Raw genomic sequence first — 11,856 nt, 5'->3', positions numbered from 1 at the left:
AACAATCAACCTTCGGACGAGCCACCCGGCAGGGTGCGCACGGCCTCGCGGCGAAGCGACTCGAACGCGGTCTTCCGTGCCCTGCGGCCCGCCATCGGGACGGCTGCGGCGAGCGGGTTCGGATCGCGTTGCCGCTCGGCGGCGAACGCGCTGACCAACCGGGAAACCGCGTAGCGGCCCGCCACGTTGGCGCGCTGGAGCAACCCGGCGTCCACCACGGATTCGAGGAGTTCGTCGGCGGTTTCGATCATGATGCCCATCGCCGCGGCGATACCGATCGACGTCGTCCAGCCCGCCCCGCTCTGCCCGAAGTGATGGATGGCCTCGCGACCGGCAGGCGAAAGATGTTCGTACGCCGAGATGAACCGGTCACGCACGTTGACGTCGCCGACGGCGAGGCTGTCCATGAGCCGTTCGCGATCGGCGAGCTGGCCTGCCGTATAGGCGATCGCCCATTCCGGGCGCGCGGCGATCTTGCGGCCCACGATGTTGATCGCCAACGGGAGATCACCGCACAGGCCGGCGATCGCGTCGGTCGCGTCATGCTCCACGCGGACCCGGTTCGCCCCGGCGATCCGGCCGATCAAAGCGAGGGATTCGTTGCGCGTGAACGTATCCAGCTCGACACGGTTCGTGTCCTCCAGTCCGAGCAGCCGGGCGCGGCTGGTCATCACGACCTGGCTGTGCGGTGCCTGGCCCAGCAACGGCCGCACCTGACCTTCGTCGCCGACACCGACCAGCAACACGAACAACCTGCGTTCCGCCAGCAGGGATCGGTACAGCCCGATCCGCTGCATCGGGTCGTCGGGCACGAGATGTGCCGGCACCCCGAGCGCGCGCAGGAAGCCACGCACGATCCCGTTGGCCGAGCGGCCGCCGGTGCCGCTGGTGCTCAGGTCGGCGTAGAGCTGCCCGTCCGGGAAATCCGCAGCGACGTCTTCGGCCAGACGCAAGGCGAAGGCGGCTTTGCCGACACCGATCGGGCCACTGACGAGCAGTGGTACTTTGACCGGCCCGGTCGCCCCGATCATCCCCGCGGCCTCCGTCAAATCCCGCTCCCGGCCGACGAAGGTCCTCGATCCCATGGGCAGCTGGGCCGGACGGGCGAGGTGGATGACGCCGGACGCCAACGCGTGCGCGCCGTCCGGCGAAACCTCGGCCGGTGGCGGCGCGGGCGCACGCTCTTCGCGTGCTTCGACGCCCATTTGCCCGGCGATGCTCCGCCAACGCCGTTCCCACGCCGCACGATCTCCGCCGCACGCGGAGACGAACGCCAGTGTCACAGCGAGGGTGGGCAGCCGGTGGCCGCTGGCCGCACTGGACAACACGGAAGGCGCGAACAGCGCCGTCCTGGCGAGTTCCCGATAGCTCGGGTTTCCCGCCCGGTTCCGTAACACCCGCAGATCATGAGCGAATGCTGCGATCGGACCAGTGGAGCCGTCCAACGGTCGCTCGGGTCTGCCCATGCCTTCTCCTCCCCTGGATGGGGCAACGCGATCGCGCTGCGTGACCGACATCCCTGTAGCCTTCCTGGCCACAACCCTAAAGGACCAATGAACCATGCAGCAGATACAAATAGGTGACTCAATGTACAAAGTCCAATAGTTGGACGCGGAAATTCACCTGCTTGGTGGCACCGGATAGGGTTCGTCCATGTCTGACCCCCTGCCGCCACTCGCCGAACTCCGGCGAGCCGCCGAAGTGTTCAACGGCTTCGCGAATGCCGACACCTCATGGCTTCGGCTGATCGAGGAAACGCAGTCCGCGATCGACCTGTCACAGGCCGCACATCGCACAATTCTTCTTCGCTGGCTGAACTCGTGGGGGTGCCGTATCCGGTATCCGCACGAAGGCGAGCCCGCTCCCTTCGACGACGGGGTCCGGACCTGGTGGGCAGCATGGGGAGCCGCCCTGCCGGACGTCGACCTGGTCCACCTGACGGACGCGGACATCGACTCCACCGCGAAGGCGTACTCGGACCTCGCCGGTGTCGAGGTCTCAGCCGGACGGTCGAGGCGTACGCTGGGCCCGACCGCCGCGGCCAAGGCGCTGTATGCGTTGCGGCCCAACGCGATCATGCCGTGGGACGCCGCGATCGCGGCCACCCTCCACGGCGACCGCGACGGCGCCGCCTTCGGCAGGCACCTGCGCCTCGGCCGGACGTGGGCCACCGCGGTGATCGCCGAAGCGAGCGCCGCCGGGACCGCCGGGGAAGCGCTCCCGATCCTGCTGGGCAGGCCGGTGTCACTGGCGAAGCTCCTCGACGAATACCTTTACGTCGCCTTCACCATGGGCGCCAGAGGTGACTGGGGAACGGAACACGGAGAATGGTGGAAAAATGGTAACCGGGGATGACGTCAGAAGGATCGCTTCGGAGCTGCCCCGCGCCTATGAGGCGCTGGTACGAGACCGGGCGAAGTTCCGGGTGGGGCGAATCGTCTTCCTTTCGCTCTCTCCTGACGAAACCGTGCTGGGATTCGGCTATCCCAAAGAGGAGCGGGAAGCTCTCGTGGCAGGCGAGCCGGACAAGTTCATGATGCCGATTCCGTCCGATATGCGCTATCAGTGGGTTCGCGTCCGGCTGTCCGCGATCGATTACGAAGAGTTACAAGAGCTGATCGTCGACTCGTGGCGAATGTGCGTGCCGAAGAAGGTCTGGACGGAATACCTGGAAAAGAACCCGCGCTGAACTACTCCTTTCGGCGTGAGCCATTCAGCCCCTCCGGTTACCCTTTTCGGTCGCGTGAATTGCGTTTAAGTGATCGAAAGGGCGCGTTGGGAGACAAAGGGACCCGGCACCTTCTTGCTGTCCCCTCAAGTACATGAAGGCCCCCTTCCTTGCGCCTAGGTACAGGAAGGGGTCCTTCCTGTACTTGGGAAGCGCCGTGAAGGACCCCTTACCTCGGCTGAGCCGAGGGAAGGGGTCCTTCACGCGCCACCGGGACCACTGCTGCCGCAGGTCCGGGGCCGCCGGACCTGCGGTGGCAGTGGTTCGGGGCCGCCGGACGTCATGAGGGGTCCCCATGGGACGAAATTCGTCTCATGGGGACCCCTCATGACACACCCCGGGACCGAGGCCAGCGCAGGCCCAAGTACGTGAAGGACCCCTTACCTGCGCCTAGCGCAAGGAAGGGGGCCTTCATGTACTTCGAGCCAGAACGGCAGCCGGGCTACTCCCCGGCCTCCCCGACCTCTTCGATCGCCGAGGTTCCCCGCGAACCGTGGGAGCCGTACCGCTCCCACACCTCGTTCAGCCGGATCCGCCCGTCGGGCAGGAACTCCGGGGTGTTCGTGCTGTGCCCCGCGATCACCTGACCGCCGGCCAGCACCATCGTGTAGGCCATGTCGATGGTCCCGTCCGCGCCGCACTTCCCGGTCAGCGAGCCGAGCCGGACGCCGCCGCCGGTCAGTTCGGCCCACACCAGGTCGTCCTTTTGCCGGTACAGGGTCACCGGCGCGTTCGGGTCGGCGCTGACCTTGCGGAACCGTTTCCCGTCGTAATTGATCATCCGTCCTGCTCCAATCGTCCGGGAAGTCCCGCAAGTCCGGGAAACCACAGGTCGTCCGCGGTGAGGTCCGTGAGGTCGTACTTGCCGAGTGCGCTGGTGAGCAGCCGCAGTTCGAGTTCGAGGCACCGCACCAGCCGCACCAGCCCTTCCGAAGCGTCTTCGTCGACGGCCAGCAGTGCCGCCCGGCCGAGTCCGACGGCGGAAGCACCCATGGCGAGGCATTTCAGCGCCCGGCTGCCTTCCCAGATCCGGCCGGACACCAGCAGCGACGCGTCGTGTTTCCCGACCCGGCGCAGGCATTCCACCAGCGGCAGGCCGACTTGGTCGAGGAACACCGACGGCGCCCAGCCGGTGCCGCCTTCGGCACCGTCCACGGTGACGGCGTCCGCTCCCGCCGCCCAGGCGACCTCGGCGGCCTCGCCGACGTCGCGGCCCGGGTGCAGTTTCACCCAGGCGCGGGCCCGCGGGTAGTTGTTGCGCATCAGGTGGATCTGCTGGCGGAGGATCTCCCCGGTGAACGTGCCGGGACTGCTCGAGCGCAGCACCATGGCGGTGTCCATGCCGAAAGCTTCGTCCACTGTGTACTGTTCGGCGACCTCGCCGGCGGCCGTCCGCGAGAGTACGGTCATCCCGCCGAGACCCGGTTTGGCGCCTTGGCCGACCTTGAGCTCGAACGCCAGCCGCCCGGTCTCCAGCAGTTTCGTCGCGGACGGGTCGCTGTAGACGAGGTTCCACACCTCGGCGTCGGCGTCTTCGGTGCTCTGCTGCACGACGACGCCGCCCAGTCCGTCCGGCGCGGCATCAGCGTACGCGCGGATCCGGCCGAGCAGGCCGTCCTCGGCGCTTTCACCCATCCGGCCGTACCCGTGCATGGGCACGACGTTCTCGCCGATCACCATCGGCATCCCGAGCCTGCCCGCCTGCTCGCTCGCGGCGATCCCGAGCCCGCTGCCCGCCACTTGCGTGGATCCGAACGCGCACAGGAACACCGGCGACGGCGCGGTGAACCCACCGAGCACCGACGAGAGCCCGACATCGCCGTAGACCGGTTCGCGCGCGAGGTCGAACATCTTCTCCAGACGCCGAGGGACGAACACCGGCGGCACGATCCGCGCGCGGTCGAGCTCGTCGGTGCCTGAGCCGGTGCCCGAGCCGACGTCCGCGCCGAACAACGAGCGGCCGTAGCCTCCGACGTCGGGGAAGATCGCCGCGCTGCCTTCCCGTGCCCGAGCACGGATCGCGTCTTCCGGGAGCTGCCGTGCGGTGATCACGGTGTCGCGATCCCGGGCAGCTTCGGGTAGGCGTTGGCCTGCCAGACAGCGTCGAGCCCGGCGAGGTACCGCGTCACCCGCTCCAGCCCCATCCCGAAGCCGGCGCTCGGCGGCAGTCCCTCACGCGCGAGGTCGAGGTACCACGCGTACTTCGCCGGGTTCTCCCCCGTCTCCCGCATCCGCTCGATGAGCCGCCGGTACTCGTGCGTGCGCTCACCGCCACTGCACAGTTCGCCGTAGCCGTCCGAGGCGACGAGGTCGAAGTTCCGCAGAACACCCGGTTCGGTGCTCGATTCACCGTCGGTGAACCCGCGCGAACCCTTGGGGTAGTCGACGATGAAGAACGGCCGATTCGTCTGCTCGGAGATGATCCGCTCGCCCTGCCAGTCGATCTCCGCGTCGGCGCTCTGCCCGTGCAGCAGCCCTTGCAGCCGGGACACCGCCTCGCGGTGCGTCATCCGCTCGAAGTCCTCCTCCAGCAGCGGCGTGAACGCGTCCTGGTCCCGCCCCAGCGCGGCAAGGTCCATTTTGGACTCTCGCAGGGTGTAGGTCACCACGTGCCGGAGCAGGCCTTGCGCCAGATCGAGGACGTCCTCGCGGCTCGCCCGCGCCACCTCGACGTCGATCTGGGTGAACTCGACCAGATGCCGCCCGGTGGTCGAGGTCTCCAGTGGCTCCAGCCGCACGTTCGGCGCGACGTAGAAGATCTTGTCGAAAGCCAGCAGCGACGCCTGCTTGTACAGGATGACGCTGGTCATCATCTTGTACTTGTGCCCGTAGTAGTCGACGTCGACTTGTTTGGCACCGCGGCATCCCGGGTCGGTGACCGGCCCGATCAGCGGCGGCTGCAGTTCGACGAACCCGTTCATGCCGAGGTACTCGCGGGTGCCCGCGGTGATGCTGTTCTGGATGCGCAACGCCGCCTGCGTCACCGGTGACGTCAGGTGCTCGCGGGTTCCCGGCGGCAGCGCCGCGCCCGGTGTTCCTGTCATGTTCTACTCCCCTGAGTTAGTTGCACAGTCTCGATTCCGGGCATCCCGAACCGTTCGTCGAACGAACGCTCGACGTACCGGAGTGCCTCCAGCAGCCCGGACGACGTCATCCGCCGGTCCTCGGGCAGGTCGACGAGGTCGCCGAGCGGCATCGCGCCGATCCGCTGCCATTCCAGGCGCCCGCTGGGGTCCAGCCGTCCGCGCGCGCGGCCGGCGTTGTCCGGATGCAGGCAGAACGGGACGTCCAGCTGACCTCGGGCGAAAGCGGTGATCAACGCCCGGCCGAGGTCGTTGTCGAGCGAAAGAACGTTGTCCACCAACGCCTTCGCCTGCGCGTAGAGACCGGTGTCCCCGAGATGACCGATCGGGGACACACCCAGTGCGGCGTCGGCCGCGTGTTCGAGGGCGGTCACGTTCTCCGTCACGGTCGGCACGCGGTGTGCTTCGGCGGTGGTCTTGACGATCAGCCTGCTCGCTCCGGTGCGGGCGGCCAGCCGCGCGGATTCCGCCAGCAGCGCCAGCGCGCCACCAGGAGTCCTCGGGTAGACGCCCATGTAGTTGTAGATCACGACATGCGTCCGCGCGTGCGGCACGTATTCCCTGATGAGAGCGTGCAGTGCGGCGACTGCTTCCTCGTCCTGGCCGGCATGCGTCTGCTGCGCGTAGCTGAAGGAGATACAGCGGACGCCGTGCCGCCAGAAGAACATCCCCTCCAGCACGCTCAGCGCGACCAGCAGCGCGGGCGGGCAAAGCTGGCCCATCATGCATCCGCCGAAGGTCTCCAGGTGCGGTTCCAGGTGCGGCCCCCTGGCCAGCGCCAGTGTTTCGCAGCAGCGACGCCAGTTGTCGACGGCGGCCGAAAGCGGCATCCGGCTGTAGGGCAGGCAGTAGGAGACCGGCCCCCCTTCGGTCGCGTGCAGGCCGAAGTCCAGCAGCTTCCGCACGATCCGCCGGGGATCCGGCGAACCGTGCCGGATCTGCACCGGGAAGTCCCCGGCCCGCACAGCGTCGAGCAACGCCGTCGTCGTCGCGGGATCGTGGTCGACGAGCGGATATCCGTTGAGGTCCGCACCCGCGACCAGCGCCTCGCGTGCCGCGTCGTGGTCGCCGACCCGGGTGTAGCTGTCGATCGTGATCGTGCCGACGGTCGCGGCCCGCGCCTCGCGGGTGGCCAGCAGGCCACGGCCCATCCGCTCCGGATCGGCGAACCCCATCCGGGGCTGGACGACCAGTTCTCCCCTGGCATGGTGACGTGCGACCACCTCGCCGAACGAAAGTCCCCGTCCCGGGGCGAGCACGCTCATCCGGCACCCAGCGGGACACCGGTCCGCACCGCGAGGGTGTGGATGAACGTCCGGAACGGACTCAGCCCGCCGGAGTCCTCGAACACCGCGTCGAAACCGGCCTCCAGCAGCCGCGCGGCGTTGCTCCCGCCGACGACGTCGAGCTTCCCGCCGATGACGACCGGGGTCGTGACCAGGTCCGGCTGTGCCCGGAAGCCCGACATCAGCCGGACCCCGTCCTGGCAGCCGTGCCCGTTGACGCTGCTGATCACCACCAGGTCAGGGCGGCGGACGGCACATTCGCGCACGATCGTCACGTCCGGGACGCAGGCGCCGAGGTTGGTCACCCGGCAGCCCAGTTCCTCCAGCAACAGCTCCAGGTACACCAGGTTCCAGGTGTGCGCGTCGGACGAGAGCCCGGTGACGATCACGTCGAGACCGGCGTCCGGGAGGGCGGGCTGGACGGCTTCGATGCTCATGGCGCGGCTTTCTCCCTCTCCTCACCGTCCGGCCGCACGTCGATCTCGATCAGCGCGACGGCCTCTTCGGCCAGGCGCAACGCCTTCGCCGGACCGTCCGCGGTCACCATCAGATCGCCGACGCGGTCCCACGAACTCGTCAGGCCCTCGAACCGGTCACCGGCCGAAACGCCGACGTCGCACATGAACACGCCTTCGGCCTGCGACGCCTTTTCGACACCACGCACGTCCTCGATGAGGCCCGGCTCGATGGACACGAACCGCACCGCGGCACCGCCTTCGGCCTTGCGCGGCAACACATCCGTGACCGGTTCGTCCTTCATCACCGAGAAGTAGGCACGGTTCAGCTCCACCGGGTAGGCACGCTGGATCAGCTCGATGATGCCGTCACCCGCGAACCGGCCGGCGCATTCGACCAGGTACGGGACGCCGTCCGAGACGATCCACTCACAGTGGACGATCCCGGTGCGGAACCCGGCCGCGCCGGTGAGCCGCCGTGTCTCCTCGATCAGCAGCGCGGTCAGCTCGCCGGAGATGTCGGCCGGGACGACATGCGCGAGTTCCACCGGACGGGGCCCGGGGAACAGCCGCTTGCCGGTGACGTTGGCGAACAGTGGTTCCCCGTCCCGCAGCAGCATTTCGACGCTGTACTCGTCGCCGTCGACGAACCGCTCGGCGAGCATGCGCAGGTCCATCGCGCGGTCCGGGACGAAAATGCCCTCGTCCTGCTCGACGCAGTTCTCCCACGCCTGCTCGACGTCGTCCACATCGGTGATCACCTGCGTGCCCACCGACGCCTGCCGGTTCGCGGGCTTCAGCACGATCTTCCCCGGATGCTCCGCCAGGAACGCGCGGACGTCGTCGGGGCCCTCGACCCGCGCCGACTCCGGGTTCGCGATCCCCGCCGCCCTGCTGACCTGGCGCAATACCGCCTTGTCCCGCAGGATCTGCGCCGCGCCGAAGCCGGCGCCCGGCAGGCCGTAACGTTCGGCGAGCCGGGCCGCGAAGGGTGTCGCGTACTCGGTCAGCGGCACCACCGCGGCCGGATCGAGGTCGCGATGGACGTGGTAGAACTCGTCGGCCGTGCCGGGAAGATGAAACTCCCATTCGATCAGCTCACGCACCAGCGCCGAACCCGCCACCGTCTCCCGCGCGTTCCGCTTGCGGACGACGTCGGGCTCCTCGACGAAGATCACCGAGCCGTCCGGCTGGAAGTCCTTGATGGACGATCCCAGCGCGGCGGCCACGAACCCGACCAGTACCACCGGGCGGGTCATGACTCGTCGCTTTCGACGTAGTACCAGTTCTCGGGATTGATCAGCCCGTACGGGTTCAGCGGCGCGAATCCGCGCAGGTTCCCGGCGACCTCGAACAACCGTCGCGGGTACGTCGGCATGAAGATCACCGGGGCCTGATCGGCGATGTACTCCTGGTACTCGTACAACGCTTCGAGGGAGTCGGTGGTGACCGTCTTCGCGATCAGCTCGTCCGCCCTGGCGTCGCGGTAGTTGCTGAAGTTGCAGGCGGCGCCGCTCTGGAACAGGTTCTCGCCGGTCGGATAGTTGTAGACCCAGCCGCCGCCCCAGCAGGACAGCTCCCACATCCGCTTCTCACCCGGCCCGTCTTCCGCGACCAGGACCGAGCCCATCACCTCTTCGAGCCGGATCTCGATGCCCGCCTTGTCCGCGTCGTCCCGGAACTGCGCCATGAGCCGCGCCAGCGACGGACGCCCTTCCCAGTAGCGCAGGGAAAAGCTCAGTTCGGTCCCCACCGGGATGCCTTCGCCCGCTTCACCGGGCCCGGTGCCGGGCCGCACACAGACCGCCGGAGACGCGCTGACGTCCCAGCCGTTCTCTGCCAGCAGCGTCCGCGCCTTCTCCAGGTCGAACGGCCAGAAACCGCCGCGTTCGGTGATCTTCGGCGAGACGAGATCGCTCTTGGGCAGCACCGGGATCGACCCGGTCTGGCTCCAGCCGTAACCCTGGTAGACCTCGCGGGCGCCGTACTCCTGGTCGAAACAGCTCTGCAACGCCTGACGGACGTACGGCTGCTTGATCAGCTTCCCGGCGACCGTCGGATTGCTGAAGTTCACCGCCATGAAGTTGATGTTGAACAAGATCTGTGGCTCCAGCTGGAATCCGTCGCCCAGCGGGTTCGGCCCGCCCTTGGTCGGGTCGCCGTCCGGCTGGACACCCATCCCCGGCGGCAGGAACCCGACCTGGACCTCGCCCGACCGCAGCAGTTCGTACTGCTGCTCGTCCGACGTCGTCGACACCTGGCGCAACTCGTCGAGGTGCGGCGGGTTCGGGCCGCTGTAGTACTCGTTCGGGACGAAGGTGATGACGCCTTCCTCCGTGTAACTCTTCAGCCGCCACGGCCCGTTGACGACACTCCACACAGGACTGTCCGCCCAGCGCGTGCGGTGGCTGTTGTCCTCGGCGACGGGGTCGCCGTTCTCCGCCATCAGGAACTCGTAGACCGCCTCGGCCTGATCGATGTCGTGCGTCGCGTCGGCCTGGCCGTCCGCCGTGCGGTCCCACGCCCTCGGCATCGGGGTGATCATGGTGAGCTGGTTCAGCAGCACCCAGTTCTTCGAGTAGACCTTGTCGAAGGTGAAGCTCACCTTGTCGTCGGCGACCTTCTCGAACGACACCAGGTTGTCCGGGAAGTAGCCCTCGCTGTAGGCACCGAACTTCGGCCCCTTCACCTTCAGCATGTTCATCCAGAAGATGACATTGTCCGCGGCGACCGTCTCGCCGTTGGACCACTTCCACGGTTTGATCCGGACCGTGCAGGTGCGGCCGGTCTCGTCCCACACCGGCTCTTCGCCGACGCTGAGGTCGTAGTCGATCGCGGGTTCGCCGTCCCGGCCGAGCCAGTAAAGGGGCCGGTACATCAGCATCTGGAACTCGTAGAGGTTTCGCACGCCGAAGCGCTCACCAGGGGTGAACGGGAAGATCACCGCGGGCGGGAAACCGGGCAGGCAGGCCCAGGTCGCGACGCCGCCCTTGATCGGTTTGTCCGTCATGGCTTTCGTTTCCTCCGTAGTTCGGCCGCACTCAGGCGGCGGTCGCCTCGAGAACCTCGGCCGGCTGCTTCTTTTCCTGCGCCGACAACGGTTTCGCCAGACTGAAGTAGGTGCCGATCACGATCGCGCCCTGCAGGATCGCCAGGCCCCAGAACGCGTAGGGCACGGTGGTCGCGTCCGCCAGCGTCGACAGCACGACCGTCGCGCCGACGCCGAGACCGAGGCCGACAGCCTGCGTACCACCGAAGATCCGGCCCACCCGGTCCTCCGGGCTCGCCCGCATCAGCAGGGTCCGCGCGGCGATCCGGCCTTGGGCGAAGCAGAACCCGGCGAACGGGATGGCCACCATCAGCGCGATGTAATGCAGGGGCTGGATCGCCAGGCAGATCAAGTTCCCGAGGGTGCCGAGCACGGCAAGGTGGATGCCCTTGAACCGTTTGCTGACCTTGCCGTACATGGCGGCGCCGACGATGAACCCGACCCCGGCCAGCGCGTCGACCACGCCGATCATCCAGGCACCCTGGTCGAACGTCTGCAGGATCAGCGTCGTCAGGATGACGTTGGCGACCATCAGGCCGATGTTCCCGTTGGCGTACAACAACGCGAGCCGCTTGATGGGCTGGTGCACCGGGGCCTCGACCGGCGCCGGCGAGTCGGTCGTCGTCTCCTCGGCCACCGGCGCCTTGACGGGTTTGCGGCCGATCGCGTAGACGAGGACGGCCGAGACGACGAAGGTCAGCGAGTTGAAGATGAACAGCGGCGTCGCGCCAAACCAGATCACCAGGAACCCGGCCAGCGACGAGGCCAGCAGCATGCCGGCGTTGCTCGCCATCTCGAAATGCGAATTGAACTTCCCGAGCCGCTCGTCCCGGATCCGTTCCTTGATCAGCCCGTTGCTCGCGGGCATGAACAGCGCCGCGGTGCAGGCGAGCATGAAGTTCGCTATATAGGACCCCAGGTTCGCCGGGCCACCGATCCACAGCCAGACCGGGAGGGCGAACGCGGTCATCGCGCTGACCAGGTCCGCGGCCACGCACAGCATCCGCCGGTCGACCTTGTCGACCAGCTTGCCGAACAGCAGCGCGAGCGCGACCTGCGGGATCGACACCGCGATGAACAGCCAGCCGACCGCCAGTGTGGTTTGTTCGGCGTGGAAGACCAGGATCGCCGCGGCGGTGATCTGGAAGGCGTTGCCCGCGGTGGTGACGAACCCGGCCGGGACCAGCAGGCGCTCGGCGAGCCGGGAACTCCGGACCGCGTCGGCGGAGAGGGTGGTGTCGAGTGACATGGGGTG

Annotated in this window: 11 protein-coding genes; 2 read left to right on the top strand and 9 right to left on the bottom strand. The window is 67.8% G+C overall.

Annotated features, from left to right (window positions below; all coding sequences use genetic code 11):
• Positions 1–5: 5 nt before the first annotated feature.
• On the bottom strand, positions 6–1,466 hold the full coding sequence (locus AB0M65_RS18925; RefSeq protein ID WP_364028884.1) for an NB-ARC domain-containing protein: 1,461 nt from the start codon (positions 1,464–1,466) through the stop codon (positions 6–8).
• Between the two features lie 187 nt (positions 1,467–1,653).
• On the opposite strand from AB0M65_RS18925, the gene AB0M65_RS18920 reads away from it, so the two are divergent.
• Together AB0M65_RS18920 and AB0M65_RS18915 are read left to right on the top strand one after the other, a co-directional pair.
• Positions 1,654–2,355: a hypothetical protein gene (locus AB0M65_RS18920; protein ID WP_364028882.1), complete on the top strand. Its 702-nt coding sequence runs from the start codon at positions 1,654–1,656 to the stop codon at positions 2,353–2,355.
• On the top strand, positions 2,339–2,689 hold the full coding sequence (locus AB0M65_RS18915) for an MmcQ/YjbR family DNA-binding protein (protein ID WP_364028880.1): 351 nt from the start codon (positions 2,339–2,341) through the stop codon (positions 2,687–2,689). Before AB0M65_RS18920 ends, AB0M65_RS18915 begins: the two co-directional genes overlap by 17 nt.
• A 481-nt stretch (positions 2,690–3,170) precedes the next feature.
• On the opposite strand, the gene AB0M65_RS18910 is transcribed toward AB0M65_RS18915, so the two are convergent.
• The 8 genes from AB0M65_RS18910 to AB0M65_RS18875 are packed head-to-tail and all read right to left on the bottom strand — an operon-like array spanning position 3,171 to position 11,850.
• On the bottom strand, positions 3,171–3,509 hold the full coding sequence (locus AB0M65_RS18910) for a hypothetical protein (RefSeq protein ID WP_364028878.1): 339 nt from the start codon (positions 3,507–3,509) through the stop codon (positions 3,171–3,173).
• Positions 3,506–4,780: a glutamate synthase-related protein gene (locus AB0M65_RS18905; RefSeq protein ID WP_364028876.1), complete on the bottom strand. Its 1,275-nt coding sequence runs from the start codon at positions 4,778–4,780 to the stop codon at positions 3,506–3,508. Before AB0M65_RS18905 ends, AB0M65_RS18910 begins: the two co-directional genes overlap by 4 nt.
• Positions 4,777–5,772 (bottom strand): asparagine synthetase A, encoded by a 996-nt coding sequence (locus AB0M65_RS18900; RefSeq protein ID WP_364028874.1) that lies wholly within the window; start codon positions 5,770–5,772, stop codon positions 4,777–4,779. Before AB0M65_RS18900 ends, AB0M65_RS18905 begins: the two co-directional genes overlap by 4 nt.
• Entirely contained in the window at positions 5,769–7,076 is a 1,308-nt protein-coding gene (locus tag AB0M65_RS18895) for a methylaspartate mutase (RefSeq protein WP_364028872.1), read from the bottom strand. The genes AB0M65_RS18900 and AB0M65_RS18895 overlap by 4 nt, the downstream gene beginning before the upstream one ends.
• Complete coding sequence (locus AB0M65_RS18890; protein ID WP_364028870.1) at positions 7,073–7,534, bottom strand: cobalamin-dependent protein; 462 nt, start codon at positions 7,532–7,534, stop codon at positions 7,073–7,075. The genes AB0M65_RS18895 and AB0M65_RS18890 overlap by 4 nt, the downstream gene beginning before the upstream one ends.
• Positions 7,531–8,811 carry an ATP-grasp domain-containing protein gene (locus AB0M65_RS18885; protein ID WP_364028868.1) on the bottom strand — a complete coding sequence of 427 codons (1,281 nt, stop codon included), beginning with the start codon at positions 8,809–8,811 and terminating at the stop codon, positions 7,531–7,533. Before AB0M65_RS18885 ends, AB0M65_RS18890 begins: the two co-directional genes overlap by 4 nt.
• Positions 8,808–10,562, bottom strand: coding sequence for an ABC transporter substrate-binding protein (locus AB0M65_RS18880; RefSeq protein ID WP_364028866.1), 1,755 nt, complete (start codon positions 10,560–10,562; stop codon positions 8,808–8,810). The genes AB0M65_RS18885 and AB0M65_RS18880 overlap by 4 nt, the downstream gene beginning before the upstream one ends.
• A gap of 31 nt (positions 10,563–10,593) precedes the next feature.
• Entirely contained in the window at positions 10,594–11,850 is a 1,257-nt protein-coding gene (locus AB0M65_RS18875; protein ID WP_364028864.1) for an MFS transporter, read from the bottom strand.
• Positions 11,851–11,856: the final 6 nt, after the last annotated feature.

It is taken from the genome of Amycolatopsis sp. NPDC051071, from assembly GCF_040682875.1.
In the GTDB taxonomy this organism is placed as follows: Bacteria; Actinomycetota; Actinomycetes; order Mycobacteriales; family Pseudonocardiaceae; genus Amycolatopsis.
This window is presented reverse-complemented; position numbering and strand designations above follow the sequence as displayed.